This window comes from Haloferula sp., assembly GCF_049672945.1.
In the GTDB taxonomy this organism is placed as follows: Bacteria; Verrucomicrobiota; Verrucomicrobiia; order Verrucomicrobiales; family Akkermansiaceae; genus Haloferula.
This window is the reverse complement of the sequence record NZ_JBATWY010000176.1, coordinates 1-17,213: the sequence shown is the minus strand read 5'-3', so window position 1 is coordinate 17,213 and position 17,213 is coordinate 1. Positions and strand designations below refer to the sequence as shown.

The following is a 17,213-nucleotide window of genomic DNA, read 5'->3' as shown; positions in this document are numbered from 1 at the left end:
CACCCAATCCCGAAGGTCGGGAGGCAACAACATGGGCGAATCGTGGTCGATATTGACGAACTTGGCTGCCATGCCCCGAGCATAGCAGCCGCTATCCAATTCGTCACTGGTCTAAGTCCGACAGACTGCTAGTCGGTCTTGAAGCTCAATCCTTCGCGGCGGCTTCGAACTCCGCTTTCGAAGCTTTTCGAGCCTCGGCGACGAAGTGATTGCAGGCTTCGCGACAGAACAGCGGAATCGCCTTCTCGGTATCACCAACAATTCCATTGTAGCGACTGGCCTCGCTCTCTTCGAGGGGCGTCTCGGCGTCGATCTGCCAACGGATGTCCTTCACGCAACAGTTGCTGGGGCCGCAGACCTTCTGGACAAGCTTCTGAGCCCCCGCATCACTGATGTTCTTCGCGAACTTATACATGCCGGTCTGGCGATTGAGCTTGTCACGGAGATGCTCCACATCGAGCTCGCCCGCCTGCTCTGCGAGCCACAAGCCGACGGATGCCGGATAAAGCAAATCAAGCGCTTGTCTGAGTTCATGAATGTCGGACAGGAGCAAGAGCCAGCCGTCTTTGAGCGATAGCTCTCCTTTGGTGAAGCGGTAGTGGCCGTCGGCCGCCCAGGTCGAAATTTCACGGGCGGTTGCCGGGCCCCGATGGATTTCCAATGATTCGATGCTGTCCTGATCGTCCAGATGACAAAGCCCGAAAGGGGAGCCCAGCACGTCTGTCAGGATGGCGACCTGTCCGATCTGGCGGATGCCTTCATTGACTGCTTTTTCCAACTGCTCGGCGATCATGGGAGGGCGGTGAGTTGATGTTTGTCGAAGTCCTCGACGAGATCGAGAATCACATCGGCCATCAGACGACCGGTTCCGATCGCCGAGGAATAGTAGAGGGTCTTGTCGCGCAGCCGGTAGGGATTCTGGCGGAAGACTTCGCGCTGGCTGGCGGCTTCGCCCTCGTCTTTTTCGATCCCCAGCAGTACTGGAATGTCCTGATAGGAATGGAGTCCGTCGGCGATGAAAAAGGGAACCACGACGACATTCGGCGTATCGGCGAGCTTGGCCCAGTCGGCGATGAAGGGCTGCTCTTCCATATAAGTGTCCATCACATCGGCGTATCCTGCGTCCGATGCCTTGATAAGCTCGGCCTGATCCCGGACAGCTTTGGTGGAGTTCTGGTTCAGGCCGGTACCATGGCCGACGATGAAGAGAGTGGTTTCGGCGGGATCGACTCCGGGAGCCACATCGCGGGCACGCTGGGCGATGATGTCCGTCATCGAAGCGTGGACTCCGACGGGCTTGGTGTAGCGCCAGGTTTTGCCGTGGACCCGGGTCGTGGCGGCGGTGAGTTCGAGTTCGCGTGGGATGACTTCCTGGGTGAAATAGCCTTCACTGATGAAGTCGGGAACGACATAGACTTCGTCGGCATCAATGAGAAAGCGCGCTTCACGGAGTGAAGGCTCCTCTTTCCAGAAGCAGCAGTGAACCTCGCCAAAAAGGCCTCGCGAGCGAATTTCGTCGGCGTGATCGAAATAGGGCGTCGAGGAATCCGGGTTTTCGGTGGATCCATGCCCAACGATGAGGAGGGCAGCATCCGGCTTCGGTGCGAGCGACATGGTGTGACATTGTGCGGGGGAATCAGGGATGCAAGAGCGAAGGATTGAAGAATTCCAGGAGCAACAGACAATGTCGGGCGTGATCGATCGGCTCAGCTTGTGGATGGACAACGAGGCTCGCGATGGACCTTCGAACATGGCCATCGACGAGTGGTTGTTGAAAGCAGCGGAGCAGCCGGTGCTGAGAGTCTATCGATGGCAGCCGGACTGGGGGAGCTATGGTTATTTTGTGCCTGATGCCGAGGCAGCCCAGTCGCTTGCAGGGATGAAGAGAGTGCGCCGATGGACGGGTGGCGGCATTGTTGATCACCGAAATGACTGGACCTACACCTTGGTGTTGCCAAGTGGTGAGCCTCTGGCAAAGGCGAAGGGTGCGGCTAGCTATCGGGTGATTCATGAGGCCCTCGCTGAGGCCCTGCGAACTGGCGGAAGGGAATGCGGGTGCGCGCTTGATCGTTCGGTCTCAGCGGGAGGTGAGTGTTTCAAGAAGGCTGTGGAGTATGACATCGTGGATGGGACGGGCCGCAAGATCGCCGGTGCCGGCCAGCGTCGTTCTTTGAGAGGCTTGCTCCACCAAGGGTCGGTCTCGACGGAGGGAAATGAAATCCTAGCGAGGGACTTCGGCGCACGTCTCGCCGATCACCTGCAAGACTTCGAGATTCCTTTGGAGAAAGGATTGATCAAGGAAATTGCGCTCGACCGATATGCTTCTCATGCTTGGCGAGTCCGGCGTTGAATTTGATCTGCTTGATCAGTGTTCCGCCGCAAAACTAGGAATCGCCGCGAGCAGCTTTTGGGTATACGCGTTCCGGGGATTTTGAAAGAGCACTTCCGCCTCGCCTTCTTCGACGATCTTTCCCTGATACATGACCACGATCCGGTCCGCGAGATAGCGGACGACACCCAGGTCGTGGGAGATGAAGATCATGGTGAGATCGAGTTCGGCCCGGAGCTTCTTCAGTAGATTGAGGATCTGGGACTGGATTGAAACGTCGAGTGCCGAAACGGGCTCATCGGCAATGACCAATTTCGGCTCTGGCGCAAGTGCACGGGCGATGGCAATGCGCTGTCTCTGACCGCCAGAGAATTCGTGGGGGTATTTTCTCTGGAGGCGTGGATCGAGTCCCACGGTCTCCATGAGTTCCGCAACGCGTACCCCGAGCGCATCACCTTTCGATCCCGGGTGCCGCTGTTTGATGGCCTCTGCGAGGGCGGCAAAGACGGTCATGCGTGGATTCAAGGACGCGTAAGGGTCCTGAAAGATCATTTGGAAGTCGAGGCGGCGGCGGCGAATCTGTCCAATGGGAAGACTGGTCAGGTTCGTGCCATCGAGGGTGATCGAGCCGGAAGTCGGGCGGACGAGCTGCATGACCGTCCGTGAAAGCGTTGACTTCCCGCAGCCAGACTCACCGACCAAGCCGAGGATTTCTCCTTTTTCGACGCGCATTGTCACCCCGTCGACCGCGCGGATGGTCTCGATCTTGGACGAGAATGGATTCGCCGAACGTTTGGTGAAATGGGTGTGAAGATCGTCAATTTCCAGATAAGACACGGCGGGAGAGTGGCTGAGTTGGGGGGCGCTTGCAAGCTGAGCAACGTAAACCGCAAAAACCTGAACTTTCCGGCTTGCCAAAAGTCCGCCGTCCATGGAGGTTCCGCCCGTCCGGGGCGTAACTCAGCCTGGTAGAGTGCCTGCTTTGGGAGCAGGATGTCGTCAGTTCGAATCTGGCCGCCCCGACCACTCTTTTTGGAGCTCAAGCCCCTACACTCAACGGGACAGGGTCCTCGCTTTTTGAGCTTGTCCGGCAGAATCCATCAAATTTCGGTGAAATCCGGGAAAGCGGTGCAAAATCGGCGACCGTTTTGGCAACCGTCGGAGGTTTCTAGAGAAACGTGGTGCTGACGTATTGGCGCGTGATGGAGTGCGAGATGCTCGATGTTCTGAGCATGGCGAAGCCCTCCAACAAGAGCGTGCTCCCGGAGAGCGTCCAGGAGTTCGCGGTGCCGCGCGAAAAGCTCCTTCGGTTTTTCGACCGTCCAATCGGGAAGAGCACGTTCCATGATCTGAAGGGTCGCGGACAAATCTCGCCTCAGCACCGCCGGCATCTAACGGAAAGCCAACGAGCGATGGTGGCAAGCAAGGTTGCCACGATGCGTCGGGGTAATCCTGAATTCGGAAGCGCTATTCCACCAATTGGTGAGATAGCAAAGCTCTCCACCAAAGACCGTGCAACCGCAGCCGCAGAGCTGAACGTAGGGACATCATCGCTCCACCTTCGAGGACTACAGCCAAGAGCGGATTGCGATGAGGAAGAGCTACATCAATAAGCAAATCAAATCTGCGGAGGTTTCGGACGCTTTGGCAACCAATGCCTGCCAGTATCTACCCGCCAACGTGCGCCAAGCCCGCCCTCTGGCATCGCTCCCCGCCGAGGATCAGCCCGAAGCATGGGAGAAGGCGGGACGATAGGCGCGAAGTGGGTTCTCTTGCGATAAGGGCAAAGTAAGCGGCAGTGCCTCAAAAATCTGTCAGGTCATAAATCCCTGCAAGTCCCTAAACTTAAGTGGTATGTCCGAGAGGGTTGGCTCCCACGTCCACCCTCCGGACCGTTTTTTTTGGCGGCGATGCTTTGTGCCAAAGCGTGCCCGGCTGGATTGACTCCCGCGTCCATCCCAGCGTGCGTCCTCCGGACCGTTTTTTTTGGCGGCAATGCTTTGTGCCAAAGCGTGCCCGGCTGGATTGCCCTCGCTCCGCTCGTGCCATCCCATTTTGCGTTCGCCGCCGCGAACGGCACTTGGAACTCAGTCACTTTCCGCTTCGCGGAAGCGTGCCCGGCTGGATTCGAACCAGCGACCGTCCGCTTAGAAGGCGGATGCTCTATCCAGCTGAGCTACGGGCACTTTGATGTCACGGGCGGAGAATTAACGCGCTCGGGGGGCGGAGACAAGGCTGGATGACGGGTAAGGGGGATGATTGGATGGGCGCGTGGAAGGATTGCCCCAACCGCCGGAGATGGTGCCGCAGTTCGACCAGCAGGTGAAGGATGCCGAACAAATCAGATTGTTGGTCATTTTTCACTACGTGCTGGCCGGGTTGATGGCGGTGAGCTCCTGTCTGCCGATCATCCATCTGGTGATCGGCTGGGCGATCGTCAGTGGCAAACTGCCGATGCCGCCGCCGAGCAGCGGATCCGGGGCGCCGCCCATCGATCCGGTATGGATGGGCTGGTTCTTCGTGGTCTTTGCCGGGGTGTTCATCCTGGTTGGCTGGGCCGTGGCGATCTTGGTTTTCCTTGCTGGAAGATCCCTCTCCGCCCGGAGAAATTGGACCTTTGTTTTTGTGGTGTCGTGCGTGCAGTGCTTGTGGGTGCCGTTGGGGACAGCGCTTGGCGTTTTTACATTGGTGGTGTTGCAGCGGCCTGCGGTCAAAGCGCTGTTTGGCGATCAAGTCCGGGGAGGCGGAAGCGATCAATGAATCTTGTCATTCTAACAGGAGCGGGCATTTCCGCTGAGTCGGGCGTTCCGGTATTTCGCGGGGATGATGGGCTGTGGGAGGGTCACCGGGTGGAAGACGTGGCGACACCGGAAGGCTTTCTCCGCGATCCCCAGTTGGTGCACGAGTTTTACAATCAACGTCGGCGGCGCTTGCTGGAAGTGGAACCGAATGCGGCGCACCGTGCCTTGGCGCGGCTGGCGAAGGAATTGCGGGGGAAGTTGACGCTGGTAACTCAGAATATCGATGATCTTCACGAGCGGGGTGGATCACCTGAGGTGCTGCACATGCACGGCGAGTTGCTGAAGAGTCGCTGTAATCAGTGTCGGGCGGTGTCGACCTGCTGCGAGGATCTTTCCCGGGCGTCGATCTGCGGGAGCTGCGGGGGAATTGATTGCCTGCGGCCGCATGTCGTTTGGTTTGGTGAGATGCCTTTTCACCTGGAAGAGGTGGGGAGCGAGCTGCAGAGGGCGGATCTGTTTGTTTCGATTGGCACTTCCGGGCGGGTCTATCCGGCGGCGGGGTTTGTCGAGGTGGCGGCGGCAGCAGGGGCGCGGACCTTGGAGCTCAATCTTCAGGAGAGTGCGGCTTCGGAGGTTTTTACCGACAGCCGCAAGGGCCCCGCCAGCGAACTGGTGCCTGCGTGGGTCGAGGAGGTTCTCAGCTGAGTCGAGGGCGAATCTGGGCCTTGCCGGAGAATGCGTGTTGATTTTCCCGTGGATCTTCAGACCTTTGGAGCAATGAAATTTCGTCTGCCAACCGCCCTCGTCGCGGTGATCGCCATTTCCCATGCCGCGGCGGCTGAGGATCGGGAGTCGCGTCCCTTGGCGGCATCGGAGCTGGTGGAGCAGTTGGGAAATGAGAGCTATCCGGTGCGCGAGGAGGCGACTTACGAATTATGGGTGCTGGGAGAGAAGGCGAGGGATCTGCTGGAGCAGGCTGTGGTCAGCGGGGATCCGGAAGTGGCGGTTCGTGCGCGTGGCGTGCTGCGGAAGGTTCAATTGGGGATTCTTCCCGATAGTCCGCCGGAAGTGGTGGAGTTGGTCGTGCGCTACGATACGGCCTCGCCCGAAGGACGGATGAATATCATTCGCGGCCTGAAGAGACTAAGGGCTTGGCGTCAGGTACTACGCATCCACGAGTTGGAGCGTGATCCCGAGACACTTGAATTGATTGCCGGGGAGATCGAAGGAGTGGCGGTTGAGGCTGCCCGCGAACTACTAGCGTCCGACGAGATCGATTTTTCAGGTGCGCGAGAGTTGCTGGAAATGGGACGCCCGGAGCCGGCGCAGTTGATGGCGCTTGCGGATTTTCATCGGGTGGCGGGTTCTCTTGAGAACGAGCTTGAGCGTGCGGCGAAGCTCAAAGGTGAGGCGGGTCATTTGTGGCGCTACGCGCTGCTGGCGGTGAAGGGCGATCTCCGGGGGGCGGCGAAGGAGGCGGAGGCGGCGGGGCTTTCGGTGATCGCTGCACGACTGCGTGCTCTCGGCGGGGATCCCCTGCCGTGGGTGAAGATGGTGCAGGTGCCACCGCAGCAGATCGCTCCGGAATCTCTGGATCGCTATCGGGATGCCGTGGGGGATTTATGGGAGGGGCGTCCACCCAGTCCAAAGCTGATTTCATCGCTTGAGAAAGAATCGGAGCAGGGCGAAGACGAGGAACGCTATGCGTCCATCAGCGTGCTCTACGCGCTCGGTGAGTCCGATGTGGCGACGGATTTGATGGAGCAGATGGTGCCGGTGCTGGCATTCTTCCACTACGAAAACAATGAGCGGGTGAACGAGGCTTTTGAGGCCTTGGGTCTCGATCCTGAAGACCCTGACTTCAGGAAATGGGGAGCGAAGCAGTTCGAAGTCGTGCTGCGGAATCCAGAAAATGCGGAGCAGGAGATGAATGCTCTTGCGACGTTGGGGTGGTTCCTTGAGCGGCGGGGACTTCATGATTTGGCGTCTGAAATTTTCACCGAGCCCTTGGTCAGGCTGGGGCGCGAGGACCCCGAGATTTTCTTGAGTAAAACCGACGAGTTCTTTGCGAGCTTCAGCTTCAATCGAGTCGTCTGGCCGGTCTTGGAGGCGAGTGCCACCTTTGCTGATGAGGACCCGGCCAAGTTGGCGACCGTGAGGGACAATCTATTCGGCGAGGGTGTGCATGTTGGACCATTGTGGAGCTCAATCGATCGTTTGGATCCGACCTTGGACGGGAAGGCGAAGTTGCAGATGTCCGCCGAATTGCTGGGCCTTGCGCCGGATGAAGGGAAGTCATTCGAGAAGTGGTGGAAGTGGAGTCGCGAACAGGTGATGGGGGCTGAGCCGAAAGAGCAGGGCGAACAGATCGGATTGATGCTGGCGATCAGTGCCTTGAGATCCAATGTCGAAGCTTATTTGGAAATGGCAGATCTGATGCGTGCCGAGGGCATGGACTTCGGTGAGCTCGGCGAGATCGGCCGAAATTTTCGATTCGCTGAATATGAAATGGCTTGTTTGACGGCAGCCGGCCGGTGGGACGAACTGGTCGAACGTCGAAGGTTGGCTTCGGACAATGCCCTCACCAGTCCCGTCCGCCATGCCTATCTGGCAAGCGCCTTGAGGAACGCTGGAAAGGAAGAGGAGGCAAGGGAGCGCGAAGAGATGATCGACCGCTTGGTGTTGGGCGATGTTCAGGTGATGCGCTTCATCGCCCGCGCCTACATGACCTACGGGGATTTCAAACGTGCGGACCTTTGGTGGCAACGTGCGGCAGCGGAAACGACCGGAGACACGCAGGAGTTCATGTATGCTGCGGAACCCGTCCTCGATGGTGCCAAGGAGCGGGGGGATTGGAAGTTGGTGGCCTCACTCGGAGAAGTGCAGTTGCTGTTTCATCTGATGATGGGAGATCGGTCTGAACAGCCATGGACGCTGTTGAGGGCCCGGATCGAAACCGAGATGGCGAGGGCTCTTTCGATCATCGATGAAGATCGTGACAAGGCCATCGCGATGCTGGAACGCTGCCATGCGCGAGGTGTGACCGATGGGTCAATGGCGGACTATTTTTTCCCCGCCTTGAGAGCGGCCGGACTCCGTGAACAGCACGATCAATGGTTCGAGGAAACGTGGGAATCATACCAGGAAGTGCTCGAGCGTTTCCCTGGAAGTCAGAACACGCGCAATACCGCCGCGTGGACCGCTGCCCGTGCCAATCGGCGTCTTGATGAAGCGGAGGTCCTGGTGACAACGGCCCTCGAGGCGATGCCCGAGCAAGCTGCCTATCTCGATACCCTTGGGGAAATCTGGTTTTGTCGAAGCGATCGTGAGAAGGCGCTCAAGTGGTCGGGCAAGGCGCTCCTCCATGAGCCGGGCGAGTCGACGCTGATGCGCCAACACGAGCGATTCAGGTCCGGCGATTTCCCGCTTCCGTGAAGGATGTCCGGGCTTTTGACGTTGAGAGTCGGTGGTGGCCTGTATAGACCGGGGGTGGATGACGAGAAACGTCTACGTGTTGGTGGCGGGAGTGCTGACCATTTGTGCGTTGCTATTCCTTTTGAAGGACTTGGGCGATCGGGCGGGCCGTCAGACCGAGTCCGGAGCAAGTGCCCAAGAGGAGTCAAACTCGCCGATGGCGCGTCGAATCGACGAGCAAGCGATTCCCCTTCGTCGAAAGGTCTCAAAGCGCAGTGAAGTGGCGGAACTGCGCGACGAACTCGAGCGAACCCAGACCGAGTTGGCGATGCTGGCGAGGCCATTGAATGAAAATGACGTCCTGAGCGCGGCGGTCAACGCCGTGGTCGCGCAGGGAGAGAGTTTGGTGACGGGTGGCTACCAGCTTGCTGATGGCAGGTATGAGCTGACCTTCATCACTCCGAAGGGCATCGACCAGACGGGGCGCTCACCCGGAACCGATCAGATTCTCATTGAGGCTCGCTCGATGGTTGTTGATGACGCTTTTGTCGAGGAGAGTGGTCTGGGGACTTTGGCAACCAATGCACGGAATACCTTGCAGCATGCTGAAGCTTGGAGTGGTGATGATGTCTTCAATACCTTCAAGTCGGCGAGCGAAGCGGAGGGAGTGGAGATGAGCGCCTCACCCACGGTGGTTTCCTTGCCGAATCAGCCTTTCAAGGTGGAGATGATCGACAGCGACGGCAAAGGCTACTCGCTGAGTGGTGAGGCGGACTTCATGCCGGACGGAAGTTTCGCTGTGAAGGCGAGGGCGGAGCGTCGGGAATAGCTCGGATAGCGATTTTTTCAAAGCCTCCGGGGAGTTTCTTGCAATGTTAGGGAGAGAGGGTATTTCTTAGGGGAACCAAACCCCCTGAAAGAACATGAGCAAACATCCCTTTGAAGATAAACGAGCCACACAACTGATTTCCCGGGTGGGAGAGGACCTTGCCAGTCTGCGGAATGATGTGAAGTTGTTGGTCGGCCACGCGACTCGCCACACCCTTCCTGACGGCGCGAGAGAATTGGCCAGGACTGGGCGCAGCCAACTGCTGAGCGGCCGCGATTATGCCGCGGAGGGAGTGCGCTATCTGGGCCGTTCGGCGCGCAATCATCCAGCGAGCGTTTCCGTCGGGGGCTTGCTCCTGCTGGGTGCCGTGGCGGCGGGTGCCTACTTCCTGATCAAAGGCAGTGGATGTTGCCTGTCATCTGCCGAGGAACCCGACGAACATGAGGAGAATTTGTGGGACTGAGCGCAGGATTGCTCGGCCCTGGAATCGCTCAGAGGTTCGAAAGGGACAGCGGACTTCAGCAAGCTGAATGATCAGGATAGGGCGAGTATTTGGCCACCTTTCCCGGAGGTCGGTGGAATGACAGCTTGTAGTTTGTTCTGGGCTGTGCGAACAATGAGGTATGCCTGAAAAGTTCGATCCATCTCCGATCGAGATTGCGGAGCATGAACGTGCAGCACTTGAGGTCACCCGTCTAAGGAGGAAGGGTGTCCAATGCCATCTGGAGGCCCATGCCAAAGGGATTCAGACCGAAGTCGATGTGATCCGGGATCCGGATTGGCAGACATTGAGTCACGAGGAGTCGGAGATCCCGTCAGCAGTTCAAGGCAAGGGAGCTTGATGTGAGATTCAGCGCCTTCCTTCGAAGGCTTCAGGGCTTCAAGGTTCTACCGGATTTGTTCAAGAGCCTCGTTGGGCTTGGTTCATCGAAACGGAATAAGCCGCATTGGATCATTGGGACTCGACTTGCTGGTGACGCGCTCAAGCGGGCTGGCCGCTGGCTGCTTTTCAAAGATCCGAAGTTCGGAATTGGGCTGAATGGGAACAGGAACGGTTTTGTTCGCGCCGGGTTTCAGCATGAATTTCTCGTTCCCATAAAGGATCGCGAGATCGTCAGCGGTGAGATTGTTAAACTTCGATTTGGGTATTTCGTTCTCATCACCTGGTTCGATCAAAGCACCCGCCCATGGAGCGGAATCTTGCCCGACAGGCACTTGTGCCAAACGCTGCGGACCAACAAAAAGCATGATGGTGAATGCCATTGGTGTTTTGATGAAGGAGTAGGCGATTTGGACAATTGAGCTGCGGGGTTGAGAGACGGGGAAATCGCTGGTGGCGGTGGTGGAGGACCAGATTCGTCGTGAATTTGGCTAAACCTGACCCTCTTCGCGGACATTTGAGGCGACGGATGGCCATCGGAGTGTCTATCCTCGCCAGGGCTCTGGAGGCAGAGCCCGAAAAACCCCAGACCCTATATGAGTGAGAAACCCCGCCTTTCTTTCTGGCAGATTTGGAACATGTCCTTCGGATTCCTTGGAATCCAGTTCGGATGGGGCCTGCAGATGGCCAACATGTCGGCGATCTATCAGTTTTTGGGGGCGGACGAGAGTGATATCCCGATTCTCTGGTTGGCGGCACCTTTGACGGGGCTGCTGGTTCAGCCCTTTGTCGGCTATTTCAGCGATCGGACCTGGCATCCGGTGTTTGGGCGAAGACGCCCGTATTTCTTCATCGGGGCTCTGTGTGCCTCACTCGCTCTGATCCTGATGCCAATGTCTTCGGCGCTATGGATGGCGGCGGGCCTGCTGTGGATTCTTGATGCTTCGGTGAACGTGAGCATGGAGCCGTTTCGGGCCTTTGTTGGTGACATGCTGCCGCCCAAGCAGCGCAAGTCGGGCTTCGCAATGCAGAGCTTGTTGATTGGTCTCGGCGCCGTGCTGTCGTCGGCGCTGCCCTTTATTCTGACGAATGGCTTCGGGGTGGCGAAGGAGGCGACTTCCGACAGCCCGATTCCTCCTGCGGTGAAACTGGCCTTCTTCATCGGTGCGGGTGTTTTCTTTGCGGCGGTGATGGTCACCATTCTAACAACCAAGGAGTATCCTCCGGAGGACCTGGAGGCATTTGAGAAGAAGAAGCGCGAGACCGCCGGACTGGGGAATGCGTTTGCCGAGATTTTTCAGGGAATCGGCTCGATGCCGACCGCCATGAAGCAGTTGGCCGGAGTGCAGTTTTTCACGTGGTTGGGTTTGTTTTGCATGTGGATCTTTTTTGTTCCTGCGGTGGGGAAGAAGGTCTTTGAGGGAAAGCCGCTGGGGGAATCGAGTGGGGAGTATTCGGCAAGTGAACTTGGGCGCAGTAAGGCCTTGGCGGAGCTCTATCAGGAGGAGAAGAGCCGAATTGCCGGCGAGATGGAAGCTGAGGGGAAGGGATTCTCTGAGAAGATGCTCCAGATGTTTGGGCTGAAGCCCGCGGATCCGGATCCGGGAGAGAAGATCGACATCGCGGCGCTTGCCGGGATGCTGCGCGAAACGGCGGGGAATTCAGTGGAAGCGGGTGAGAAGGATGGCGAGAATCCGATGTTGCAATCGCTTTCCGCGGCGATCGCTGCGGCCGGTGGGGACGATGCGAAGGCAGCGGCGGTGATTCATGAGGACCTGGCGGCGGCGCGTCGCTACCAGGAAGGAACCGCGTGGGGCGGGGTGTGTTTTTCAACCTACAACCTGGTGGCATTCCTGTTCGCCTTCATGCTGATCGCCTTGGCGCGGGTGATGTCGGCGAAGTGGATTCACCTGATCTGCCTCAGCATCGGTGCGGTGGGCTTGATCTCGGCGGCCTTTGTCAGTTCACCCGGGATGCTGCTGGTTGCGATGATCGGGGTCGGGGTGGCGTGGGCTTCGATCCTATCGATGCCCTACGCGATGCTGGCGAACGTCATTCCAGGCGACAAGATGGGCTTCTACATGGGGGTCTTCAACTTCTTCATCGTCTTGCCTCAGATCCTTGCCTCGGTCGGTTTGGGTGCCTTGGTCGCAGGCCCGCTCGGTGGTGATGCGATGAAGGCGGTGCTTGCTGGAGGTGTTTGTTTCGCCATCGCGGCGGCGGCGACGCTGCTGGTGGGTGATGAATCGGAGACGGGGGCGTCCCTTGAGAATTGAGAATTGAGATGAAGAGATTGCTTAGCGTTTGCTTGCTGGCCGGGATGGGTGTTTTCTCAAGCATGGCTGAATCCGAGCGACCCGTGATTTATCAAGCGCTGCCGCGGCTCTTTGGAAACACCAACGAGACGCGGAAACCAGGAGGGACGATTGAGGAAAATGGTTGTGGCAAATTCGCGGATTTCGACGACGTGGCGCTGAGTGAATTGAAGAAGTTCGGGATCACTCACATTTGGCTGACCGGGGTGCACGAGCAGGCGAGTGGCACGTCGTATCCGGGGAGACCGGCTGATCCGGCGGACATTCTCAAGGGGAAGGCGGGGAGTCCCTACGCCATCAGGGACTACTTCGATGTTTGTCCGGACTATGCGGTGGATCCTGAGAAGCGGATCGACGAATTCAAGGCGCTGCTCAAGCGCTGCGAGCGCCACGGCCTGAAGGTGTTGATCGACTTTGTGCCGAATCACGTGGCGCGAAGTTATCAGTCCGATGTGCGGCCGGATTTGAGTTTTGGCAACGACGATGAACCGTCGAATTTCTTCGCATGGGATAATAACTTCTTCTACGTGCAGCCGGGTCAGGCCGAGGGGGGTCCGCCTTTGAAACTGCCGACAGGGGGGATGGATGGCTGCAGCGGACTGTTTGAACCCGAGACGGATTTCGTTCGGGTCACGGGTAACAACGTCGTCTCCTTTTCTCCAAGTCTGAATGACTGGTATGAGACGGTGAAACTGAACTACGGTCACGACTTCACCCAAGGTCGAGATACTTCCGGATTGCCGGGGCCCGATGCGGCTCCTGAGGCGGTGCCGGATACGTGGCGGAAGATGGATGAGATCTTCGCCCACTGGCAGGCCATGGGTGTCGCTGGATTCCGAGTGGACATGGCGCACATGGTGCCGATGGAGTTCTGGAAGTGGATGATCGCGCGGGCGAGGGAGCGGGATGCGGAGACCTACATCTTTGGCGAGGCTTATGATGGAGATCCGTCGAAACTGACCGACGGCAACGTGCTCGATGCGCTGCTCGATGCGGGCTTCGACGCGGTCTATGATGATCCGGTTTACGACATGTGCATGGGTATCTACGATGACTTTGCCGGCGGTTACAAGTGGGCGAACGATCTGGATGGTCTGACGTTCATTGGGGAGCGATTTCACAAGTCGCTACGCTACGCGGAGAATCACGATGAGGTCCGGCTGGCAACGCCGCGGGAATGGGGTGGTCTTGGAATGCGCGTGGGACGTCCAGTGAGTGCCGTGATGTTCGGCATGGGGCGTGGGCCGGTGATGGTCTATCACGGGCAGGAAGTCGGTGAACCGGCCGAGGGTTCGGAAGGCTTCTCGGGTGATGATGGACGCTCTTCGATTTTCGACTACTGGGGGATGCCGGAGTTCCAGAAGTGGGTCAATGGAGGGAAGTATGATGGAGGTCGCTTGTCGGATGAGCAGAAGGAACTACGGAAGTGGTATCAGGGACTTCTGGGTGTGATTGCCCAGCCAGCCTTTGTAAACGGTGAATTCTACGGGCTCAATCATGCCAACAAGGAGAACCCGGCGTATGGGCGCGTGGATGGTGAATCAGTCAGCGGTCACTGGCTCTATTCGTTTCTTCGCTACGATGCGGGTTCGGGTCAGACCTTTCTGGTGGTGGCCAACTTTCATCCTGGCGAGACGCTGAGTGGAGTCAGGGTGTTGATGCCCTATGACGCCCTGCGTTGGATGGGCAGTCCCAGAGGCGAGCTTGAGATCAGCGAACGACTGGCGGATGACTGGAAGTCGGTTGTTCCGGTTGCGGATCTGGCAAATGAGGGACTGAGGCTTCCGGATTTGGAGCCCTTGTCTGCGAGGATGATCGAGATCGGTAGCCGCTCTGCGGAGTAAAACTCCTTGAGGGCTACTTGATGATCAGAAGCAGTGCGCGATGGTCGCTGGCTTCGGCCCAGTTCTCATTGTCAAGGACGCGACTTTCATCCCAGTCGATTTTCTGGACCATCGGCGTGGACACCAAGATGTAATCGAGTCGTGAGTAGACGTCTTGGTAGGACCAGTGATGGGTCCATGACTCGCCGCGCGAGTCGCGAAGGTAGGCCATCTTGAGCGACTTTGGTCCGTCGCGTGGTCCTTGAATGGTGCGCAGGGCTGAGGCTTGTCGGGTGTCATTCATGTCGCCATAGACAATCAGCTGAGTATCCGGGTCGTCGGAAAGGATGCGATCAGCTTCGCGGCGCAGCAGGTGCGCTTCGGCGCGGCGCATCATTTCCTGATCCCCGTCGGGAATCTCTCGCTTCGATTTGAGGTGGACACCGAGGAAGCGGATCGCTCCTTTCGGCGTATCGACGGTGGCGTCGAGGATGCCGCGACCCATGCCGCGGGTGCGGTCGTCGAGCTTGTAGGTGAGGTCATCCGGGACACGGGTGGAAATAATGGGGAAGCGGGACAACAGGGCGAGATGGCGGGTGTCATCGACTCCGCCGGTGTGGTGACTGTGGGGGTAGTCGAGCCCGGCTTTCTTCAGTTGTTGCTGCAGGTCGGCGAGATCGGTCTCGGTGCCGATTTCGCAAATCCCCAGAATGTCGGCCTGGGCATCGACCAGGATGGAGACGACGGCATCGCGTTCGGACTGGGGTTTGGGAATGGTGCCCGCGGGTTTGCGGTCGACATAGCGGTCCATGGTCAACCAGTTCTCTACATTGTAGGCGACGAAGCGAAGCGGGGGTGATGCGTCAGCTTGCGGTTCTTTGGCCGGACTGGATTCAGCGGGGCTGACTTTGGACGACGTGTCCTGGGCTTTCGATGCCTCCGCATCCGATTCGCTTGAAACGCTTTCGCCTTCCCACGGTGGCGGGGCGTCTTCCTTTCGGCACGAGGGAAGGATGAAAAGGGCTGCCAAAAAGAACGCCCCGAGAATTCCCGGGGCGCGGCGTGGAGATGAAACTCTTCGCATGGCTCAGATCTCGCGCGGTTCCTTGCCGGCGACTTCCTTGATCTTCACCTCGTCATCCTCCTTGTGGGCCTCTGCTTCGGAGTGTTTGATCTCGCGTTCAAATTCTTCGCGAGCCTTTTTGAATTCACCCATGCTCTTGCCGAGGCCGCGAGCGAGTTCTGGGATTTTCTTGGCGCCGAAGAGTAGCAGGACGACAACGAAGATGACGACCCACTCGGGGCCCTGCGGAAGACCAAAGGCAACTATTGGATTCATGGGAGTATGCTAGGGCCGATGATAGCCCTTAGCAACGGGAATAACGGGTCCGGAAGGCTCGGTATTTCAGGATTGAGCAGATTTTTTGAGAGTGATCGTTATAAATTGGACTTGGCTGATGGAATTCGAGGGCACTGGATGGCGCGGTGCGACTGCCGGTTCATGAGATTGAGGATGAATTGCGCGCTGCAGTCGGTGAAGAGGGGGCTCGGGTGCTGCTCAAGGCTCCGACGGGATCGGGGAAATCGACGGCGGTTCCGGGAATGCTGCGGGATGCAGGGCTGGAAGGTCGGATTCTGGTGATCGAGCCGCGGCGGATGGCGGCCCGGATGCTGGCGGGTTGGGTGGCGCGGCAACGCGGTGGCAAGCTTGGAGGCGAGGTCGGCTATGCGGTGCGTTTCGACACCTGCTACGGAAAGGAGACGAAACTGATCTATCTCACCGATGGACTATTCCAGCGCTGGTTTCAGGACGATCCTGAACTGGGAGGGGTGTCGGCGGTGGTGTTTGACGAGTTTCACGAGCGGCGTTTGGCGGTGGATGTGGCCCTTGGGAGGTGTTTGGACCTTCAGGAATCCAAGCGGCCCGATCTGCGGGTGGTGGTAATGTCGGCGACGCTGGAGACCGCTGGTTTGGCGGAGTTTCTGGCTCAGCGGAAAGATGGAGTGGGCGGGACGTCCACGCTCTCTTGTTTGGAGGCGGGGGGGCGGACTTATCCGGTGGAAATTTCCTACCGCGCATCGAAGCCAGTCAGGGATCGGAGTGGGCGAATGGCGGAGCTGCCGGTCTGGGATCAGGTGGCGGCGGCGTGCAAGGAGGCACTGGCTGATCCGGAGTGTGGGGACGTGTTGTGCTTCCTTCCGGGGACGCATGAGATTCGGCGGACGATGGAGTTGTTAGAAAATGCGGGATGGGCGAGGGAGCGCGAAATTCTGCCACTCTACTCGGCTTTGCCCCCGGCGGCACAGGAGGCCGCGGTGGGTCCTTGTCGAAGGGGGAAGATCATTGTTTCGACGAATGTCGCGGAGACCTCGCTGACGATCGATGGTGTTAGAACCGTGATCGATGCGGGATTGGCGCGGGTGTCCGGGTTTGATCCACGGCGGGGGATCTCAACCCTGCTGGTGCAGAAAATTTCGCGAGCTGCGGCGGATCAGCGGGCTGGTCGCGCGGGTCGGACGGCGGCGGGTCGTTGCATCCGTTTGTGGAGTGAGAGCGAGCACGCACGGCGTGAGGGCTTCGAGGTGCCGGAGGTGCGGCGTGTGGATTTGTCGGAGGTGCTGCTGCTTTTGCTGGCGTGCGGGGTGGAGGACGTGGCGGGGTTTCGATGGCTGGAGGCTCCTTCGAAGGAGGGCTTGGAGCGGGCGGTGGAATTGCTGCATGACTTGGGAGCGACGGATGTCCTTGGGAAGATCACGGACGAGGGTAGGGCGATGGCGTTGTTGCCATTGGAGCCGAGGTTTGCGCGATTGATGATGGCGGGGGTCGAGCAGGGTTGTGTTTCGGAGATGGCTTTTGTTTGCGCAGCGGTGCAGGGAGGGGG

Annotated in this window: 17 protein-coding genes and 2 tRNA genes; 12 read left to right on the top strand and 7 right to left on the bottom strand. The window is 58.5% G+C overall.

Translation table 11 applies throughout. The features are described from left to right. Positions 1-145 precede the first annotated feature (145 nt). Entirely contained in the window at positions 146-793 is a 648-nt protein-coding gene (locus tag WBG04_RS15870) for a DR2241 family protein (protein ID WP_424315440.1), read from the bottom strand. Beyond that, entirely contained in the window at positions 790-1,614 is an 825-nt protein-coding gene (locus tag WBG04_RS15865) for a CbiX/SirB N-terminal domain-containing protein (RefSeq protein WP_424315438.1), read from the bottom strand. Before WBG04_RS15865 ends, WBG04_RS15870 begins: the two co-directional genes overlap by 4 nt. 79 nt (positions 1,615-1,693) lie before the next feature. Between WBG04_RS15865 and WBG04_RS15860 the strand changes: the two genes are divergently transcribed. Beyond that, on the top strand, positions 1,694-2,350 hold the full coding sequence (locus tag WBG04_RS15860) for a lipoyl protein ligase domain-containing protein (RefSeq protein WP_424315436.1): 657 nt from the start codon (positions 1,694-1,696) through the stop codon (positions 2,348-2,350). Between the two features lie 15 nt (positions 2,351-2,365). Here WBG04_RS15860 and WBG04_RS15855 read toward each other — a convergent pair whose 3' ends face one another. After that, positions 2,366-3,166, bottom strand: a complete 801-nt coding sequence (locus WBG04_RS15855) for an ATP-binding cassette domain-containing protein (protein WP_424315434.1) — start codon at positions 3,164-3,166, stop codon at positions 2,366-2,368. Between the two features lie 112 nt (positions 3,167-3,278). Between WBG04_RS15855 and WBG04_RS15850 the strand changes: the two genes are divergently transcribed. Continuing rightward, positions 3,279-3,355 (top strand) — tRNA-Pro (locus WBG04_RS15850). Positions 3,356-3,919: 564 nt separating this feature from the next. Continuing rightward, entirely contained in the window at positions 3,920-4,084 is a 165-nt protein-coding gene (locus tag WBG04_RS15845; RefSeq protein ID WP_424315432.1) for a hypothetical protein, read from the top strand. A 357-nt stretch (positions 4,085-4,441) separates the two neighbouring features. Here WBG04_RS15845 and WBG04_RS15840 read toward each other — a convergent pair. Beyond that, positions 4,442-4,515: transfer RNA gene (locus tag WBG04_RS15840), tRNA-Arg, on the bottom strand. An 85-nt stretch (positions 4,516-4,600) separates the two neighbouring features. On the opposite strand from WBG04_RS15840, the gene WBG04_RS15835 reads away from it, so the two are divergent. The 6 genes from WBG04_RS15835 to WBG04_RS15810 all read left to right on the top strand — a co-directional run bounded on the left by WBG04_RS15835 (position 4,601) and on the right by WBG04_RS15810 (position 10,155). After that, positions 4,601-5,089 (top strand): hypothetical protein, encoded by a 489-nt coding sequence (locus tag WBG04_RS15835; protein WP_424315430.1) that lies wholly within the window; start codon positions 4,601-4,603, stop codon positions 5,087-5,089. After that, on the top strand, positions 5,086-5,775 hold the full coding sequence (locus WBG04_RS15830) for an NAD-dependent deacylase (protein WP_424315428.1): 690 nt from the start codon (positions 5,086-5,088) through the stop codon (positions 5,773-5,775). Before WBG04_RS15835 ends, WBG04_RS15830 begins: the two co-directional genes overlap by 4 nt. Positions 5,776-5,847: 72 nt before the next feature. After that, entirely contained in the window at positions 5,848-8,505 is a 2,658-nt protein-coding gene (locus tag WBG04_RS15825; RefSeq protein WP_424315426.1) for a hypothetical protein, read from the top strand. A gap of 58 nt (positions 8,506-8,563) precedes the next feature. Continuing rightward, complete coding sequence (locus WBG04_RS15820; RefSeq protein WP_424315425.1) at positions 8,564-9,313, top strand: hypothetical protein; 750 nt, start codon at positions 8,564-8,566, stop codon at positions 9,311-9,313. Between the two features lie 94 nt (positions 9,314-9,407). Beyond that, entirely contained in the window at positions 9,408-9,776 is a 369-nt protein-coding gene (locus tag WBG04_RS15815; RefSeq protein ID WP_424315424.1) for a hypothetical protein, read from the top strand. Between the two features lie 160 nt (positions 9,777-9,936). Further along, complete coding sequence (locus WBG04_RS15810; protein ID WP_424315423.1) at positions 9,937-10,155, top strand: hypothetical protein; 219 nt, start codon at positions 9,937-9,939, stop codon at positions 10,153-10,155. Positions 10,156-10,237: 82 nt separating this feature from the next. Here WBG04_RS15810 and WBG04_RS15805 read toward each other — a convergent pair whose 3' ends face one another. Beyond that, positions 10,238-10,576, bottom strand: coding sequence for a hypothetical protein (locus WBG04_RS15805; protein WP_424315422.1), 339 nt, complete (start codon positions 10,574-10,576; stop codon positions 10,238-10,240). 213 nt (positions 10,577-10,789) lie between these two features. Here WBG04_RS15805 and WBG04_RS15800 point away from each other — a divergent pair, with 213 nt between their 5' ends. Next, on the top strand, positions 10,790-12,469 hold the full coding sequence (locus WBG04_RS15800; protein WP_424315421.1) for an MFS transporter: 1,680 nt from the start codon (positions 10,790-10,792) through the stop codon (positions 12,467-12,469). A 62-nt stretch (positions 12,470-12,531) separates the two neighbouring features. After that, positions 12,532-14,352, top strand: a complete 1,821-nt coding sequence (locus tag WBG04_RS15795) for an alpha-amylase family glycosyl hydrolase (RefSeq protein ID WP_424315420.1) — start codon at positions 12,532-12,534, stop codon at positions 14,350-14,352. 13 nt (positions 14,353-14,365) lie between these two features. On the opposite strand, the gene WBG04_RS15790 is transcribed toward WBG04_RS15795, so the two are convergent. After that, positions 14,366-15,415, bottom strand: a complete 1,050-nt coding sequence (locus WBG04_RS15790) for an endonuclease/exonuclease/phosphatase family protein (protein WP_424315419.1) — start codon at positions 15,413-15,415, stop codon at positions 14,366-14,368. Positions 15,416-15,418: 3 nt separating this feature from the next. Beyond that, positions 15,419-15,670, bottom strand: coding sequence for a Sec-independent protein translocase subunit TatA/TatB (locus tag WBG04_RS15785; RefSeq protein ID WP_424315418.1), 252 nt, complete (start codon positions 15,668-15,670; stop codon positions 15,419-15,421). Between the two features lie 146 nt (positions 15,671-15,816). Between WBG04_RS15785 and WBG04_RS15780 the strand changes: the two genes are divergently transcribed. Further along, positions 15,817-17,213 (top strand): helicase-related protein (locus WBG04_RS15780; RefSeq protein WP_424315417.1); only part of this gene is annotated, 1,397 nt, incomplete at its 3' end.